The organism is Pluralibacter sp., from assembly GCF_019237635.1.
Classification (GTDB): domain Bacteria; phylum Pseudomonadota; class Gammaproteobacteria; order Enterobacterales; family Enterobacteriaceae; genus Enterobacter_B.
Genome location: NZ_JAFAGS010000108.1, coordinates 1 through 17,802 on the forward strand (window position 1 = coordinate 1; position 17,802 = coordinate 17,802).

At 57.4% G+C, this 17,802-nt stretch carries 15 protein-coding genes and 1 riboswitch; of the genes, 6 read left to right on the top strand and 9 right to left on the bottom strand.

Features of this window, described 5'->3' with window-relative positions:
- Window positions 1-214 precede the first annotated feature (214 nt).
- Both murI and btuB read right to left on the bottom strand, forming a co-directional pair.
- Window positions 215-1,066, bottom strand: a complete 852-nt coding sequence (gene murI, locus JO226_RS12495; RefSeq protein ID WP_293592535.1) for a glutamate racemase — start codon at window positions 1,064-1,066, stop codon at window positions 215-217.
- Window positions 1,011-2,855 carry a TonB-dependent vitamin B12 receptor BtuB gene (gene btuB / locus JO226_RS12500; RefSeq protein ID WP_293592537.1) on the bottom strand — a complete coding sequence of 615 codons (1,845 nt, stop codon included), beginning with the start codon at window positions 2,853-2,855 and terminating at the stop codon, window positions 1,011-1,013. Before btuB ends, murI begins: the two co-directional genes overlap by 56 nt.
- 65 nt (window positions 2,856-2,920) lie before the next feature.
- A riboswitch (cobalamin riboswitch) is annotated at window positions 2,921-3,103 on the bottom strand.
- A gap of 104 nt (window positions 3,104-3,207) precedes the next feature.
- Between btuB and trmA the strand changes: the two genes are divergently transcribed.
- Window positions 3,208-4,311, top strand: coding sequence for a tRNA (uridine(54)-C5)-methyltransferase TrmA (gene trmA / locus JO226_RS12505; protein ID WP_293592539.1), 1,104 nt, complete (start codon window positions 3,208-3,210; stop codon window positions 4,309-4,311).
- 74 nt (window positions 4,312-4,385) lie between these two features.
- On the top strand, window positions 4,386-5,396 hold the full coding sequence (locus tag JO226_RS12510) for a CHAD domain-containing protein (RefSeq protein ID WP_293592541.1): 1,011 nt from the start codon (window positions 4,386-4,388) through the stop codon (window positions 5,394-5,396).
- 43 nt (window positions 5,397-5,439) lie between these two features.
- On the opposite strand, the gene JO226_RS12515 is transcribed toward JO226_RS12510, so the two are convergent.
- Both JO226_RS12515 and fabR read right to left on the bottom strand, forming a co-directional pair.
- A complete protein-coding gene (locus JO226_RS12515) occupies window positions 5,440-5,799 on the bottom strand; it encodes a YijD family membrane protein (protein WP_293592543.1) in 360 nt (119 codons plus the stop codon).
- 15 nt (window positions 5,800-5,814) lie between these two features.
- Window positions 5,815-6,450, bottom strand: coding sequence for an HTH-type transcriptional repressor FabR (gene fabR / locus JO226_RS12520; protein ID WP_293592545.1), 636 nt, complete (start codon window positions 6,448-6,450; stop codon window positions 5,815-5,817).
- 198 nt (window positions 6,451-6,648) lie between these two features.
- Here fabR and sthA point away from each other — a divergent pair, with 198 nt between their 5' ends.
- A complete protein-coding gene (gene sthA, locus JO226_RS12525; RefSeq protein ID WP_293592546.1) occupies window positions 6,649-8,049 on the top strand; it encodes a Si-specific NAD(P)(+) transhydrogenase in 1,401 nt (466 codons plus the stop codon).
- Here sthA and oxyR read toward each other — a convergent pair.
- The 4 genes from oxyR to argC form a co-directional block, all read right to left on the bottom strand.
- On the bottom strand, window positions 8,032-8,949 hold the full coding sequence (gene oxyR / locus JO226_RS12530) for a DNA-binding transcriptional regulator OxyR (protein ID WP_293592548.1): 918 nt from the start codon (window positions 8,947-8,949) through the stop codon (window positions 8,032-8,034). The two genes, sthA and oxyR, sit on opposite strands and share 18 nt — an antisense overlap.
- Window positions 8,950-9,218: 269 nt before the next feature.
- On the bottom strand, window positions 9,219-10,592 hold the full coding sequence (gene argH / locus JO226_RS12535) for an argininosuccinate lyase (protein WP_293592550.1): 1,374 nt from the start codon (window positions 10,590-10,592) through the stop codon (window positions 9,219-9,221).
- 73 nt (window positions 10,593-10,665) lie between these two features.
- Window positions 10,666-11,442: an acetylglutamate kinase gene (gene argB / locus JO226_RS12540; RefSeq protein ID WP_293592552.1), complete on the bottom strand. Its 777-nt coding sequence runs from the start codon at window positions 11,440-11,442 to the stop codon at window positions 10,666-10,668.
- Window positions 11,443-11,456: 14 nt separating this feature from the next.
- Entirely contained in the window at window positions 11,457-12,461 is a 1,005-nt protein-coding gene (argC, locus tag JO226_RS12545; RefSeq protein WP_293592554.1) for an N-acetyl-gamma-glutamyl-phosphate reductase, read from the bottom strand.
- A gap of 88 nt (window positions 12,462-12,549) precedes the next feature.
- On the opposite strand from argC, the gene argE reads away from it, so the two are divergent.
- From argE to JO226_RS12560, 3 genes are all read left to right on the top strand, one after another.
- Entirely contained in the window at window positions 12,550-13,701 is a 1,152-nt protein-coding gene (gene argE, locus JO226_RS12550; RefSeq protein WP_293592556.1) for an acetylornithine deacetylase, read from the top strand.
- Between the two features lie 217 nt (window positions 13,702-13,918).
- Complete coding sequence (ppc, locus tag JO226_RS12555; protein ID WP_293592558.1) at window positions 13,919-16,570, top strand: phosphoenolpyruvate carboxylase; 2,652 nt, start codon at window positions 13,919-13,921, stop codon at window positions 16,568-16,570.
- Between the two features lie 53 nt (window positions 16,571-16,623).
- Complete coding sequence (locus JO226_RS12560; protein ID WP_293592560.1) at window positions 16,624-17,457, top strand: AraC family transcriptional regulator; 834 nt, start codon at window positions 16,624-16,626, stop codon at window positions 17,455-17,457.
- On the opposite strand, the gene JO226_RS12565 is transcribed toward JO226_RS12560, so the two are convergent.
- Window positions 17,441-17,800 (bottom strand): PTS fructose-like transporter subunit IIB, encoded by a 360-nt coding sequence (locus tag JO226_RS12565; protein ID WP_293592562.1) that lies wholly within the window; start codon window positions 17,798-17,800, stop codon window positions 17,441-17,443. The two genes, JO226_RS12560 and JO226_RS12565, sit on opposite strands and share 17 nt — an antisense overlap.
- Between the last annotated feature and the right edge of the window lie 2 nt (window positions 17,801-17,802).

Genomic DNA, 17,802 nt, shown 5'->3' on the forward strand with positions numbered 1-17,802 from the left:
CGTATAATACGTTTTCCTCATTCAGAGTCAAGCGTTTATTTTTGCTTTTCTCTGTGATGTTCATCGCTGGTTTTCACCGGAGAACCCCGCTGACCCGGCGGCTTACAGGCCGTTGTTCCGTGTCAGTGGAGGCGCATTATAGGGAGTTCTGAGACGTTGACAAGCCCTGTTTTCAAAAAACTTTTCAACCGTCTCTTTTTTGCTCAAAAAGCCCCTAAACAGCCAGTTTTTCGAGCGTTTCAAACCCGTAACGACGTAAAACGGGGAAAAGTTGTTCAGTTTCCGCCGTCAGCGCCATGCAGTAAGCAATGTTGGCATCGGCAGATTTAGCGTCTGGCGCCTCATGTTCCAGCAGCCAGGCCGTGCGGCGCGCAATCGCCGCGCCGGAATCGACCAGACGCGTGCCTTCAGGCAATACCGCGAGCAACTCTTCCTGTAATAGAGGAAAGTGGGTGCAACCCAGTACAACGGTATCCGGCGGCTCCGGCATCCGCAGCCAGGGGCGAAGAATACGACGCAGCTCCTCCAGCGGGACCGGCTCGCCATGCAACTTCGCTTCCGCCAGTTCCACCAGCTCCGCCGACCCCAGCATTTCTATCCGACACTCATTGGCAAAGCGGTCGATAAGTTCGCGAGTATAAGGACGTTTCACCGTACCGCGAGTCGCCAGCAATCCGACAATACCATTGGCCGTCAGACGAGCGGCCGGTTTAATCGCCGGAACGACGCCCACTACCGGGAAAGCGAACTTTTCTCGCAACGCGGGGAGTGAGACGGTACTTGCGGTATTGCAGGCGATCACCGCCAGCGCCAACGGGTAGCGAGCCTGAACGGCGGTGACTATCTCAACGACGCGCTCAACGATGAACGACTCGCTTTTTTCGCCGTACGGGAATGCGACGTTATCGAAAGCGTAGATGTAATGCAGATCCGGCAAGAGATGCCGAATCTCATCATAAACCGACAACCCACCGACGCCGGAGTCAAACACCAGCACGGTGGGACGTGGATCAGAAGGTATAGCTGCCCGACAAGTTGTATTCTCGTCCTGCAGTGTGATAGCCATAAACTGTCTCGTAGTCTTTATCGAACAGGTTGGCGATTTTACCACGAACTGTAAGGTGAGAGGTTATCGGATATGACACCGCCACATCCCACAGGCTGACGCCGCCCATTTTTACCTTTTGGTTCGGATAGGTGCTGTAATCCGTATCATAGCGCGTGCCCAGGTAGTGGTAGGTCATGCTCCAGTCGAAATCATAGACCTGCCAGTCCAGTTGGTATTTCACCTGTTGCTTTGCCCGACGATCGAGAAGTTCGTTGGTTTTTGCATCGCGCGCATCGAGATAATCATAGCCAATATTGTGCGTCAGCGGCCCGGTATCGAACGACGCGGTGGCTTCAATACCTTTAATACGCGCCTGACCGACGTTGTAATACTTCTGCAGGTCAGTGTTGTAGTCGATCAGGTTATCGATGTCGTTACGGTAGCCTGATACACGCCAGGTCACGCCCGCCGTCAGCCCCTCAAACGCGCCTTCCCATTGTTTGCTCTCTTCCGGCTTCAGATCTTCGTTGCCGTAGAAGCCGTACAGCTGCCCCAGATTCGGCGCTTTAAAAGCCGTGCCATAGGAGGCCACAAAACGGTAGCCGTCGATAAACTCCCAGGCGGCGCTGCTCTGCCATGTGCCGTGCTGGCCGAACTGCGAGTTGTCATCGCTGCGGGCCGCGCCTTCCAGGGTGAAATCGCCCAGCTTTTGCAACGCCGTCATATACAGGCCGGTATTACGGATATCATAGGCGTCAGTCACATAGCTCGTACCGGGCTCTGTGCTCTGCTTCTGCCAGTCAACGCCCGCGCCGATGTTGCCGTGGCCGACATCCACCGAGTTTGCCCACTGCAGGTTGTACTGTTTGACGTCATCGAGCGTCGCCGTGGAGTCATAGCGCCCCAGGTTCGGGTCATAGTTGTAATCTTTGCTATGGCTATAGCTGGAGGTGAGCTGCGAATGGAAAATATCGTTGTTATAGCGCAGGCCCGCATCCCAGGTCTGGCTGTACAGTTGGCGAGTGTCCACCAGAACGCCCGGAGTAAAGACGCTGCCATCATACGCCGTACGGTTGTCGTAGCCGTAACCGCGGACAAACGCGCCCCACTGTTCGGAAAAGTCATGCTCAACAGAGCCATACAGCGTTTTGCTCATAAAGCCGTCGCGGTCCGGCTGAGCGACTCCGCCGGTATTGCCTTCCGCCACCACGTCAAACCCTTTGGTATAGGTGTAATCCCCGGCCAGGGTCACGCGCGTGTTGCCGCCCAGCGTCTGCTGCGTGCTGCCGCCATAGCTCTGATAACCGTTTGTTCCCACGCCTGCGTTTAACGTCGTACCGTCTTTATCGTGCGTCGTAATAATGTTGACGACACCGCCAATCGCATCAGAGCCATACACCGCTGAGCGCGGTCCACGGATGTATTCGATGCGCTGCACCAGAGATATCGGGAACTGGCTTAAATCGGAAGAGCCGCTCACGCCCGCCTGGTTCAGGCGAATGCCGTTGACCAGAATCAGCACATGGCTGGAGTTGGTGCCACGAATAAACAGGGATGACTGCTGCCCCAGTCCGCCGTACTGTGCCACATCGACACCCGGCAAACGACGCATCACGTCAACAACAGAGGTCGATTGCCAGCGATCGATATCCTGACGCGTCACCACGCTCACAGGCGCCAGAACGGTATTGATGGGTTGTTCAACGCGGTTTGCCGTTACTACCATGGTGTCTGAGTCGCTGTCCTGCGCCCAGCCAGAAAATGCCGTGACGGAGAGCGCCGTCAGCAGCGAAGCTTTTTTAATCATTGTAAAAGCATCCACAATATAAGAAGGATGCCGCCGGTTTCATCAGTAGCACGCGATGATGAAAATCCACTGCGACGTAATCCGGCAGGTCTTCGGGCTGGGTGGCGTGTTATGGATGAAGACTTCCCACTCTTCCAAAGCAGTGTCTGCAACTTCTCATCCCGCCAGTCTTTACCGCTGCGCGTCAGCTCCAGATTCGCACTGGATTCCCTTTTCACTCAAAGGAGACCGGAAACAGAATGCTACAATTAGACATGTATAGATGTCCAGACAGCTATTGCTGATAAAGGCTGGACATCCCCTGAACAATCCCTACAATCCCCGCGTAATTATTTATCACTCAGGAAGCATCATGACCCCCGAACACCTCCCGACAGAACAGTACGAAGCGCAGCTGGCGGAAAAAGTCGTCCGTCTGCAAAGCATGATGACGCCTTTTGCCGCGCCCGTTCCTGAGGTGTTCCGCTCACCGGTCAGCCACTACCGCATGCGCGCAGAATTTCGTCTCTGGCACGAGGATGACGACCTTTATCACATCATCTTCGATCAAGAGACCAAACAGCGCATCCGCGTCGACAGCTTCCCGGCCGCCAGTCAGCTGATTAACGCGCTGATGAAGGCCGTGATTGCCGGGGTCAAAGACGATCAGGTGCTGCGCCATAAGCTGTTTCAGGTCGATTACCTCACCACAATGAGCAATCAGGCGATTGTCTCCCTGCTCTATCACAAAGCGCTGGGCGAAGAGTGGCAGGCCGCCGCCACGCGCCTGCGTGATGCGCTGCGAGCCGCAAATCTCAACGTCCAGCTGATTGGCCGCGCGACGAAGACCAAAATCGCCCTCGACAGGGATTACATCGATGAGCGTCTGCCGGTCGGCGGGCGCGAAATGATCTATCGCCAGGTGGAAAACAGCTTCACCCAGCCAAACGCCGCCATGAATATTCAGATGCTGGAGTGGGCGCAGGACGTCACGACGGGCTCCACGGGCGACCTGCTGGAGCTGTACTGCGGCAACGGCAACTTTTCCCTGGCGCTGGCGCGTAACTTTACCCGCGTACTGGCGACGGAAATCGCCAAGCCGTCGGTGGCCTCCGCGCAATACAACATCGCGGCGAACCATATCGATAACGTGCAAATTATTCGCATGTCGGCAGAAGAGTTCACCCAGGCGATGAACGGCGTGCGGCAGTTCAACCGCCTGCAGGGTATTGATTTGCAGAGCTACCAGTGCGAGACGATTTTCGTCGATCCGCCGCGCAGCGGGCTGGACAGCGAAACGGAAAAAATGGTGCAGGCCTACCCGCGTATTCTGTACATCTCCTGCAACCCGGAAACGTTGTGCAAAAACCTCGACACCCTGAGCCAGACGCACAAGGTTGAACGCCTCGCGTTGTTCGATCAGTTCCCGTACACACACCACATGGAGTGCGGCGTGCTGCTAACGCGCAAAGCGTAAAAAAACAGGCGCGCGGACGCCGAATCCGGCGCCATGAACGATAATTGGAGGTGACTTGTTACGGATAAGGCACTATGAAGCGAAAGCATCACCTCCATGCCACCGAGTTACCCATCCCCATCGACAACACGACGGCAGAGCAGGCTGTGCTTGCGCTGGCGCCCCGCAATGCAAAAGACGTCAAACTCCGCGCAGACCAGACCGCAGAGCGAGCGGCACGCGACATACTGCGTGAATGTCTTGCCCAGATAAGCGCGAATATTTCCGTCGTTCGCCAGACAGACGATCCCGAAGGGCCGCACCAGCTGCGCATCGGCCTGCGTCGCCTGCGCAGCGTCTTTTCCGTGTTTCGCCCCGTGCTGCGGTGCCAGGAAATGCAGCGCCTGAGCGACGAAGCGCGCTGGCTCGGCCAGGAAGTCGGAAATCTCAGGGATCTTGACGTCATCGTGGGCGAGCTGGTTGCGCGTGAAATTCAGCGGCATCCCGAAGAACCCTGTTTTCAGGCGCTTGCCGAACGTCTGCAAACGCTGGCGCACGAACGGCGCGAATATCTGCACCAACTGCTTATCGACCCGCGCGTCCCGGCCTTTCTCGCTGACGTCGGCCGCTTTATTGAACAGCGCGGCTGGCTTGACCCATTCGACATCGAACAAAGCCGACGGCTGGCGATGCCGGTCAGGGAGCTTGCCGGGTGCGCCCTGGACAAACGCTGGCAAAAGGTCATCCTCCACGCCGACAGGCTCGCGTCGCTGACCCGGGAAGAACGTCACGAACTGCGCAAAGAGCTGAAAAAGCTGCGCTACCCCGCCGAAGTCTTCGCCTCTCTGTATCCCGTCCGGCACACCGCGCCCTTTCTCGACACCCTGAAAAAGCTGCAGACCGTCTTTGGCAATCTTAACGATGCCGCGACCCTGAAAACCCTGTTTACGGAATCCGCGCTTTCCCGCGTGACAGATATTCCGACGCAGCGAGCGATGGGCTGGATGATTGGCGCAAGCCTGACGCAGGCCGAATCAGGGTGGGCAGGCGTGGGGCCTGTCTGGCAGGCGCTGGAACAAAAGCGGCATTTCTGGCAGCGCAGATAGCAAAACAGGCTGCCGGGCAGCCTGTTTAGTTTCTTATCCGGCGTTACTCCGGCATCTCGTTTTTGCGGTTACGCATACGGTAAGCAATCCAGAACACCATCGCCACAGACAGCACCGCCGGGAAGAAATTGGAGCCAATATCCGGGTATTCCGCACGTACCACGGTGCTATAAAGCAGAATGCCGAGAATAAAGCATGCCGCCGCAAGGCCCGGTAAACCTACCGGCATCGTGCGGTTCTGGTAGCGTTGATGCAGACAGTAAATCGTCAGCACCAGCGCGATAATGGGGAAAACGGAGAAAGGCACAATCGAGCTGAACAATGCCGCAAACGTGCCATTAATGGTTAAACCAGCGATAAGCGCCAGCAACAGCGTACCTCTATCTTGACCTGACTGTTTCATTGCTCGTCCTTCACCTTACTCGGAGTGATGTGTCATTTTCTCTTGTTCACGGCGGTACCAGTAATAGGCACCTTTGGAGATCATCCGCAGCTGCAGCACCAGCCGTTCTTCCAGCTGTCGGCGCTGTTCAGGGCCGACATCCAGCGCCTCTGCGCCTGCGCTGAAGACAATGGTCACCATGGCTTCAGCTTGCGCCTCTGTGAAAGCGCGCGGCATATGGTTTTCGATTTCAAGATAGTCGGCAAGTTCCGCAATAAAATGCTGAATTTCGCGTGCGACAGCGGCGCGAAAAGCCGCCGACGTTCCGGAACGTTCCCGCAACAACAGACGGAAGGCGTTCGGATTGTTGCCGATGAATTCCATAAAGGTAGACACCGAGGTGCGAATCACGCTGCCGCCCTTGGCGATGCGCTGGCGCGCCTGACGCATCAGTTGACGGAGCATCAGACCGCTCTCATCCACCATGGTCAGCCCCAGTTCATCCACATCGCGGAAATGGCGATAAAAGGAGGTCGGCGCAATGCCTGCCTCGCGCGCTACCTCTCGCAGACTCAGGCTTGCAAAGCTGCGTTCCGCGCTCAGCTGACTGAATGCTGCTTCCACCAGCGAACGCCGGGTCTTTTCTTTTTGTTGCGCTCTTACGCCCATCACGATGTCTGAATCCTTCCATATGCCTTGTCTGGCACTATACCAGAGATTAAAAGTAATGGGTTTACGCCGGATTGTGAATGATTGTTTACGGGCGGTTTGTGCTGTGCCGCAGCAAAAACGCACAATGATTATTGGGTTAAAGACGCCCGAATGTTACCATCGTGTTTATTTTATGTATAAGAACAGGTGAGTAATACCATGGCACATTCCTGGGATTATGATGCAATTGTGATAGGTTCTGGCCCGGGCGGCGAAGGCGCTGCGATGGGGCTGGTGAAACAGGGAGCCCGGATAGCCGTTATTGAGCGCTACCATAACGTCGGCGGCGGTTGCACCCACTGGGGCACTATCCCGTCGAAAGCCCTCCGTCATGCCGTTAGCCGTATTATTGAATTCAACCAAAATCCACTCTACAGCGACCATTCCCGTCTTCTTCGTTCCTCTTTCGCCGATATCCTGAACCACGCCGACAGCGTCATTAACCAGCAAACGCGTATGCGTCAGGGTTTCTACGAGCGCAACCACTGCGACATTCTGCAGGGCGACGCGCGTTTCGTGGATGAACACACCATCGCGCTTGAGTGCCACGACGGCTCGGTCGAAACGCTGACCGCCGACAAGTTCGTCATCGCCTGCGGCTCGCGCCCCTACCACCCGGTCGATGTCGACTTTGCCCATCCGCGCATTTACGACAGCGACTCCATCCTCAGCCTGCACCACGAACCGCGCCATGTGATCATCTACGGCGCCGGGGTGATCGGCTGTGAGTATGCGTCGATCTTCCGCGGGATGGAGGTCAAGGTGGATCTGATCAACACCCGCGATCGCCTGCTGGCGTTTCTCGATCAGGAAATGTCGGACTCGCTCTCCTATCACTTCTGGAACAGCGGCGTGGTCATTCGCCACAACGAAGAGTACGAGAAAATTGAGGGCATGGACGACGGCGTGATCATGCACCTGAAGTCCGGCAAAAAGCTGAAAGCCGACTGCCTGCTGTATGCCAACGGTCGTACCGGCAACACCGACAGCCTGTCGCTGGAAAACATCGGTCTGCAAACCGACAGCCGCGGCCAACTGAAAGTGAACAGCATGTACCAGACGGCCATCCCGCATATTTATGCCGTGGGCGACGTCATCGGTTATCCAAGCCTGGCCTCCGCGGCCTACGATCAGGGCCGAATCGCCGCGCAGGCGATGATCAAGGGCGAAGCGACGGCGCACCTGATTGAAGATATTCCGACCGGGATTTACACCATTCCGGAAATCAGTTCTGTCGGGAAAACCGAGCAGCAGCTGACGGCCATGAAGGTGCCGTACGAGGTGGGTCGCGCGCAATTTAAACACCTGGCGCGGGCGCAAATCGTCGGGATGAACGTGGGCACGCTGAAAATCTTGTTCCATCGGGAAACAAAAGAGATCCTCGGCATCCACTGTTTTGGCGAGCGCGCCGCCGAAATCATTCACATCGGCCAGGCAATCATGGAGCAAAAAGGTGGTGGCAACACCATTGAGTACTTCGTTAACACCACCTTCAACTACCCCACGATGGCGGAAGCCTACCGTGTGGCCGCGTTAAACGGCTTAAACCGCCTGTTTTAACGGGCTGTCAAAATGGCCATCCATCTTAACGCGGATGGCCTCCGCTAACTGCTCATAGCGACTGCGCAACGGCGAACCCGGGCGATACACCAGCCCAACGGTGCGTCGTGGCTCCGGTTTGATGCACGGCAGATAGATAACGCCATCGCGCTTACGCTCCTGCGGTACCGCCAGCGCCGGCAGCAGCGTAATACCGCTTCCTGCCGCCACCATATTGCGCAGCGTTTCAAGGCTGGTCGCGCGGAAATGGGTATCCTCATCCGCTCCCGCTTCGAAGCAGAAGCCCATCGCCTGATCGCGCAGACAGTGGCCGTCTTCCAGCATCAGCAGTTTTTCACCCGCCAGATCGGACATCGGCACACGGTCGCGGTTCGCCCACGGATGGTCTTCGTAGATGGCCAGCATCATCGGCTCGTCAAACAGCGGCACTTCAATAAAGGCTTCACTTTCCTTCACCAGCGCCAGAATGGCGCAGTCGAGCTTACCGCTGTCCAGCTGTGCCAGCAGTTGATGCGTTTGCGCCTCGTGCAGGTACATTTCCAGTTTCGGGAAAGACTGGTGCAGCAGCGGAATGATGTGCGGCAAGAGGTAGGGGCCGACGGTTGGGATCAAGCCGATATGCAGCGGACCCGACATGGTCTCTCCCTGCTGGCTTGCCATCTCCTTGAGCACTTTGACCTCGCGCAGCACGGTCCGCGCCTGATCCACCAGCAAGAGCCCTGCCTGGGTGAACAGCACCTTACGGCTGGTGCGCTCCAGCAGCATCACGCCAAGTTCATCTTCCAGTTTGCGGATCTGACCGCTCAGCGTCGGTTGGCTGACGTGGCAGGAATCCGCCGCACGGCGAAAATGACGGTGTTCGGCGAGTGCCACCAGGTATTCAAGATCACGAATATTCATTATTCATCCTCCATCGCCACGATAGTTCGTGGCGATAGATAGAATAGCAACGAACGATTATCCCTATCAAGCATTCTGTACAATAATAGTCCACAGAAACAAGGCGGAACCTCATTTAACCCCTGAAGTCCAGCCGCGTTCTGAGAGCTTCTCTCATACCCGAAACAACTAAAGCCAACGTGAACTTTTGCGGATCCCCTGTGGTCCGCTTTTTTTGCATAAAAAAGCCCAACGCAAGGTTGGGCTCCGCTGACGTAATGTTGCCGCTCTCACACCAGGCGGTTTTTCGCTTCCGCAATCGCCTGCGCGACCTGCTTCGGCGACACGCCGCCTTTCGCCGCGCGCTTGTCGAGGCACGACTGCAGCGACAGTACCGGATACACATCGTCGCCAATCACCGCGCTGAATTTCTGCAGATCGCCGAGTGACAGCCCTTCCAGCGGTTTCCCCTGACGAATCGCTTCCACCACCGCTTCACCGACAATATGGTGGGCTTCACGGAACGGTACACCTTTCGCTACCAGGTAATCCGCAAGCTCGGTCGCATTGGCGTAACCCTGCTGCGCCGCTTCCTGACAGCGCGGGCGTTTCACCTGAATACCGTCCAGCACCAGCGCCGCCATGTGCAGGCAGTCAAGCCAGGTATCCAGCGCATCGAACAACCCTTCTTTGTCTTCCTGCATGTCCTTGTTATAGGCCAGCGGCAGACCTTTCAGGGTCATCATCATACCGGTCAATGCCCCCTGCACGCGGCCGCATTTGCCGCGAATCAGCTCCAGCGCGTCCGGGTTTTTCTTCTGCGGCATCAGCGATGAACCGGAGGTCACGCGGTCGGAAAGTTCCACAAAACCGGCTTCCCCGGAGTTAAAGAAGATAAGGTCTTCAGCAAAACGGGACAGATGCACCATGCCGATAGCGGCATCAGACAGCAGCTCAAGCACATGGTCACGGTCAGAAACGCTGTCCAGGCTGTTGCGGGTCGCGGCGGCAAAACCTAACCACCCCGCCAACTGCTCACGGTCAATCTCATAGGCGGTACCCGCCAACGCGCCGCTACCCAGCGGGCTGACGTCGAGACGCTTCAGAGTATCCTGCAGGCGGCTTTCATCACGCGCCAGCATTTCAACATAAGCCAGACACCAGTGAGCGAACGTCACCGGCTGCGCGCGCTGCAGGTGCGTATAGCCCGGCATCACCGCGTCCTGATTGTGCTGCGCGGTGTCCACCAGCGCGCCCTGCAGCTGACGGTTTGCCGCCAGCAGCTCCACCACGGTGTCTTTGCACCACAGCTTGAGGTCGGTCGCCACCTGGTCGTTACGGCTACGCCCGGTATGCAGCTTTTTACCCAGTTGGCCGACTTTATCGATAAGTTTGCCTTCCACCCAGCTGTGAATATCTTCGGCATCGCTGTCGAGGATCTGCTGTGGGTTCGCCCGTACTTCTTCCAGCAGGTTGCCCAGCGCCTCTTCCAACTGGCGCTGTTCGTCAGTCGTCAGCACGCCGACCGTCACCAGCGCTTTGGACCAGGCCACAGAGCCAACGATATCCTGCTCCGCCAGGCGATAGTCAAAGCGCAAAGAGTCGTTGAACTGTTTGAACCGTTGATCCGCTGCCTGAGTAAAACGCCCACCCCAAAGTGCCATAACGAATTTCCTTAATATGATATTTTTGCCGGGTGGCGCTGCGCTTACCCGGCCTACAGGTTCTGTTACTCTATTACGCCAGAATACGCGTGCCGATCGGCGTGCCGTTAAACAGCGCCGGAAGCTGCTCCGCGTGGCGCCATGAGGCGATATCCACCGGACGGCCCAGCGCGCGGGCGGCATCCAGCGCCGCATTGACTTTGACGATCATCCCGTCGGTGATAATGCCCTGATCGATCAGCTGCTCGGCTTTCGCCGCAGTCATTTCCGCAATGCGCTGGCCTTTGCCGTCCAGAATGCCGCTCACATCGGAGAGCAGGATCAGATCCGCGCCCAGCGTCGCCGCCAGCGCTGTGGCCGCCTGGTCCGCGTTCACGTTCATCAACTGGCCCTCATCGGTCACGCCGATGGAGCTGACGACCGGCAGAAACCCGCCTTCCAGCAGCAGGTTAATAAGCCTCGGTGAGCCCGGTTGCGCCAGACCGACGTGGCCCAGTTCTTCATCAAGCTGACTTACCTTCACGCTGCCGCCATCGCCAAGATACAGGCCGACAGACGCAATCTTGTGCTTTGTCGCCCAGGCCAGCAAGGTTTTGTTCGCCGTGCCCGCCAGCGCGCCGGTAATCATGTCTATCTGGTCGGCAGGCGTCACCCGCAGGCCATTTTTCTTTTTCACTGGCAGGTTGAGCTGCTTCATCAGCTCATCCACCACGCAGCCGCCGCCGTGGACGATCACCAGCGGACGCTGATGCTCGGCGCGATAGTTCACCAGCGCGGTAAACAGGCGCTCCAGCGCTTCTTCGCTGTCCAGCAGCACGCCGCCAAGTTTGATAATTAAAGGATTATTCATCACGCTGTTATCCATTAAAGAAGAGACTGCGTTTCAGCGAAACCGAAACGCATGTTGGCACACTGCACCGCCTGTGCCGCCGCGCCTTTCAGCAAGTTATCTTCGGCCGCCACCACGATCAGGTGCTCGCCCTGTACGGCGAAACCGATATCGCAAAACGGCAGGCCGACCACATTTTTCAGCGCCGGAACGCCGTGGTCATACAGGCGCACCAGCGGTTTGTCGGCATAGGCCTGATGGAAGACGTCCGCCACCTGCTCGCGGGCGATGCCCGGTTTCAGACGGCAGGTAATGGTTTCCAGAATCCCCCGCTTAAAATTACCCAGATGCGGCGTAAAAATCACCTCTGCGCCCAGGTGGGTGGTAATTTCCGGATGATGACGATGGTTGAACACGCCATACGGTTGCAGGCTTACTTCGCAAAAGCTGTTGGAGAGCGCAGCTTTACGCCCGGCGCCGCTCACGCCGCTGGTCGCGTTGATGACCGGCCACTGGGCGAGATCCAGCAGCCCGGCGTCGATAATCGGTTTTAGCGACAGTTGCGCCGCCGTCGGGTAACAGCCCGGAACGGCGATGAGGTTCGCCTCTTTGAGCTGCTCACCACTCCACTCCGCCAGCCCGTAGACCGCCTGCTCCAGCAGGTGCGGGTGCTGATGAGTGAAGCCATAGTAACGTGGGTAAAACGCCGCATCGTTGACGCGAAACGCGCCGGAGAGATCGAACACCACGCAGCCCGCCTCAAGGAACTGCGGCGCCAGATCGTGGCTGACCTCATGCGCGGTCGCCAGGAACACCACGTCGACACCGCCGCTAAACGCCCGAATGTCGGACATCGGCTGCAGGGGAAGATCGACAATGCCCTTCAGTTGAGGGTGAAGCTCTGAAATTAACTTTCCGGCATCATTGCTTTGCGCTGAGACTGTCAAAGCGGTTATGTTCATATGCGGATGACGATTTATGTAGCTCACCAGCTCCGCGCCTGCATAACCGCTGGCGCCTACAATCAGCGTATTCAACATCGGGTTCCTTTATGCTCAACGATAATGTATTTTTATTCACAAATAATGCATGAATATTGATACTATCATGACCTGAGGTGTGTCAACAATGAAAAACAATTTACCGCCGTTTATCGAGATTTATCGCGCATTGATCGCCACACCGTCCATCAGCGCCACGGAAGAATCCCTTGATCAGAGTAATGAAGCTTTAATCAATTTGCTGGCAGAGTGGTTTGCGACGCTGGGGTTCAACATTGAGATTCAAAGCGTCCCCGGCACGCGCCATAAATTTAATCTGCTGGCCAGCACCGGCCAGGGCAACGGCGGCCTGCTGCTGACCGGACACACCGACACCGTCCCCTTTGACGACGGACGCTGGACGCGCGACCCGTTTACGCTGACCGAACACGACAACAAGCTTTACGGCCTCGGCACCGCGGATATGAAAGGCTTTTTCGCCTTTATTCTCGACGCGCTGCGTGACGTCGATGTGACTACGCTTAAGAAACCGCTCTACATTCTGGCGACCGCCGATGAAGAGACCAGTATGGCAGGCGCGCGCTATTTCGCCGAATCCACCACTCTGCGCCCGGACTGCGCCATCATTGGCGAGCCAACCTCGCTGCAACCGGTGCGTGCGCACAAAGGCCATATCTCCAGCGCGATTCGCGTGCTGGGGCAATCAGGCCACTCCAGCGACCCGGCGCGCGGCGTGAACGCCATCGAGCTAATGCACGACGCGATTGGCCGCATCATGCACCTGCGCGACACGCTCAAAGCGCGTTATCGCTATGACGCCTTCGCGGTGCCCTGGCCGACGCTCAACCTCGGCAGCATTCACGGCGGCGACGCGTCCAACCGCATCTGCGCCTGCTGCGAACTGCATATGGATATTCGCCCGCTGCCGGGCATGACGCTGGACGATCTCAACGGACTGCTCAACGACGCGCTGGCGCCGGTCAGCGAGAAGTGGCCGGGCCGTCTGACGGTATCGGAGCTGCATCCGCCGATACCGGGTTATGAATGCCCGCCGGATCACCGGCTGGTGCAGGTGGTGGAAAAGCTGCTCAATACCCATACCGACGTGGTGAACTACTGCACCGAAGCCCCTTATATCCAGACCCTGTGCCCGACGCTGGTGCTGGGCCCAGGTTCTATCAACCAGGCGCACCAGCCGGATGAATATCTGGAAACGCGGTTTATCAAACCAACCCGCGAGCTGATTACCCAGGTCATCCATCATTTCTGCTGGCATTGATGCCTTCCCCTCCCGTCTGTACGGTCCGGGAGGGGAATCTCCCGTGACGCCGCTCACAGATTCATAAGCAACGCTTATCTGGCGCTCCGTGAATTAAATTTCGTAAATTGTCGACATTTATTCGTTTCCTGAAGCGATTTCACCGCAATTGACGCAGGGGTTTTTACGTGGCTTTATAAAGTCAGGCAAAAATAATACAGGTAGGGTTCTGGGTAATATGAACGAACAATATTCCGCTTTGCGCAGTAATGTCAGTATGCTCGGTAAGGTGCTTGGTGAAACCATCAAGGACGCACTTGGCGAGAACATTCTTGATCGTGTAGAAACCATCCGTAAGCTGTCGAAATCCTCTCGTGCCGGTAACGAAGCAAACCGCCAGGAGCTGCTCACCACGTTGCAAAATCTGTCCAACGATGAGCTGCTGCCGGTCGCCCGCGCGTTCAGCCAGTTTCTGAACCTGGCCAACACCGCCGAGCAATATCACAGCATTTCACCGAACGGCGAAGCGGCCAGCAACCCTGAAGTGATCGCACGTACGCTGCGTAAACTGAAAGACCAACCTGAACTCAACGACGCCACAATCAAAAAAGCCGTCGAGTCGCTATCCCTGGAGCTGGTGCTGACCGCGCACCCGACGGAAATCACCCGCCGTACGCTTATCCACAAAATGGTGGAAGTGAATAACTGCTTAAAGCAGTTGGATAACAAAGACATTGCCGACTATGAACGCCACCAGTTGATGCGCCGTCTGCGCCAGCTGATCGCCCAGTCATGGCATACCGACGAAATTCGTAAGTACCGCCCAAGCCCGGTGGATGAAGCCAAATGGGGTTTTGCGGTGGTGGAAAACAGCCTGTGGGAAGGCGTGCCAAACTACCTGCGCGAGCTGAACGAACAGCTGGAAGCGAATCTGGACTACCGCCTGCCGGTGGATTTCGTCCCGGTTCGCTTCACCTCCTGGATGGGCGGCGACCGCGACGGCAACCCGAACGTGACGGCGGATATCACTCGCCATGTGCTGCTGCTGAGCCGCTGGAAGGCTACCGACCTGTTCCTGAAAGACATTCAGGTGCTGATTTCCGAGCTTTCCATGGTGGAAGCGACCCCGGAGCTGCGCGCACTGGCTGGCGCGGAAGGCGAACAGGAACCGTATCGCCACCTGATGAAAACCCTGCGCAGCCAGCTAATGGCGACCCAGGCCTGGCTGGAAGCGCGTCTGAAAGGCCAGAAGCTGCCGAAACCGGCCGGTCTGCTGACGCAAAACGAACAACTCTGGGAACCGCTGTACGCCTGCTATAAATCCCTGCAGGCCTGCGGGATGGGCATCATCGCCAACGGCGAGCTGCTGGATACCCTGAGACGCGTGAAGTGTTTCGGCGTCCCGCTGGTGCGTATCGATATCCGTCAGGAAAGCACCCGCCACACCGAAGCGCTGGGCGAACTGACCCGCTACCTGGGTATCGGCGACTATGAAAGCTGGTCAGAAGCCGACAAACAGGCCTTCCTGATCCGCGAACTGAACTCCAAGCGTCCGCTGCTCCCGCGTCAGTGGGAACCGAGCGATGAGACCCGCGAGGTCCTCGACACCTGCCGGGTCATTGCCGAAGCGCCGAAGGGCTCCATCGCCGCTTACGTGATTTCCATGGCGAAAACGCCGTCCGATGTGCTGGCGGTACACCTGCTGCTGAAAGAGGCCGGCATCGGCTTCGCGCTGCCGGTCGCCCCGCTGTTTGAAACCCTGGACGACCTCAACAACGCCAACGACGTGATGACGCAACTGCTGAATATCGACTGGTATCGCGGCTTCATCCAGGGCAAGCAGATGGTGATGATTGGCTACTCCGACTCGGCGAAAGACGCGGGCGTGATGGCCGCCTCCTGGGCGCAGTACCAGGCGCAGGACGCGCTGATTAAAACCTGCGAAAAAGCCGGTATTGAACTGACGCTGTTCCACGGCCGCGGCGGCTCCATCGGTCGCGGCGGCGCGCCTGCGCACGCGGCGCTGCTCTCACAACCGCCGGGAAGCCTGAAAGGCGGCCTGCGCGTCACCGAGCAAGGCGAGATGATCCGCTTCAAGTACGGCCTGCCGGAAGTCACCATCAGCAGCCTGTCGCTGTACACCAGCGCGATTCTGGAAGCCAACCTGCTGCCGCCGCCGGAGCCGAAAGCCGAATGGCGCCATATCATGAACGCGCTATCGGACGTCTCCTGTAAGATGTACCGCGGCTACGTCCGTGAAAACAAAGACTTCGTCCCCTATTTCCGTTCCGCCACCCCGGAGCAGGAACTGGGCAAACTGCCGCTGGGCTCACGACCGGCAAAACGCCGTCCGACCGGCGGCGTCGAGTCCCTGCGCGCCATTCCGTGGATCTTCGCCTGGACGCAGAACCGCCTGATGCTGCCCGCCTGGCTGGGCGCAGGCGCGGCGCTGCGAAAAGTGGTAGAAGACGGCAAGCAGAGCGAGCTGGAAACCATGTGCCGCGACTGGCCGTTCTTCTCTACCCGTCTGGGTATGCTGGAGATGGTGTTCTCCAAAGCCGACCTGTGGCTGGCGGAATATTACGATCAGCGTCTGGTAACCAAAGCGCTGTGGCCGCTCGGCGCCGAGCTGCGCAAGTTGCTTGAGGGCGACATCAAGGTCGTGCTGGATATCGCCAACGACTCCCATCTGATGGCCGACCTGCCGTGGATTGCCGAGTCCATCCAGCTGCGTAACATCTATACTGACCCGCTCAACGTTCTGCAGGCCGAACTGCTGCACCGGTCGCGACAGGCGGAAGAAGCCGGTCATGCGCCGGACCCGCGCGTGGAACAGGCGCTGATGGTGACGATTGCAGGCGTTGCGGCGGGGATGCGTAACACCGGCTAATCACCTTTGCCGGGTAACGCTACGCTTACCCGGCAAATTTCGGGAGTTTTACCATGCAACATGAAATCAACCCGCTCCTGACAGACCTGATAAGCGGCACGTCATCGCTACGCCAGGTCTATTTCGCAAACCCTGCTTCCCCCATACCCGAGATGGCCTTTCAGGTCGATTTTCCACGCCTTGAAATCGTCCTTGAAGGCTGCATCACGGATGGCGCGTTAACGCTCCAGGAACACGACATCCTGTTTGTTCCTGCCGGAAGCTGGAACTGTCCGAACTGGCAGTTGCCCGCCACAACGCTCAGTATCCTGTTCGGCAAACAGCAGCTCGGATTCAGCATCCAGCGCTGGGACGGCACGCAATTACAAAACCTGGCGAAGCGCCATGTCGCTCGCCGCGGCCCTCGGGTGGGATCGTTTTTATTACAGGCGCTCAGTGAAGCGCACATGCAGCAGCAGGAGAGTCAAACGATACGGCTTATCACCTTGAGTTTACTCAGTCACTGTACCGATCTGCTCAATAGCCATATCCAGACTGCCTCTCGCAGCCAGGCGTTATTTGAGGCCGTTCGCGAACATATTGATACGCACTATGCCGAAGCCCTGAGCCGGGAATCGGTCGCTCAGGCGTTCTATATTTCGCCGAATTACCTCTCACACCTGTTTCATAAAAGCGGCGCCCTGGGTTTTAACGAGTATCTGAATTACGTCCGGCTGGAAAAAGCGAAAGCCTTACTCAAGGGCTACGACATGAAGGTTAAAGAGGTGGCGAGGGTCTGCGGTTTTCCTGACAGTAACTACTTTTGCCGTCTGTTTCGCAAAAATACGGATCGATCGCCTTCCGAGTACCGGCGTCAGTACCACAGCCAACTCACGACGACAGAATAATATGCGTGCGCTGCGGTGCCGAAAGCAGCTTGCGTAATGCGCCCATGACTTTCTGTGGATCGCGCAGAAAAACATAAATGCCCGATTGTACATATCGGCTTTCGATAAAGCGGTCAGCGCCCGCCAAATCAATATCGGTAATCAACAGCACAGCGTCGGCGCGGCGAATATCCTCTTCGCTTAACGCGTTCTCAATACCCAGCGCACCCTGGGTTTCCACCTTGATGGTCCACTTTTCCTGTTGGCACAGTTTCTCCAGTCGCTCTGCCGCCATATAGGTATGCGCCACACCGCTCACGCACGCGGTTACCGCAACCAGAAATCGTCCGCCTGCCGCCGTCATGT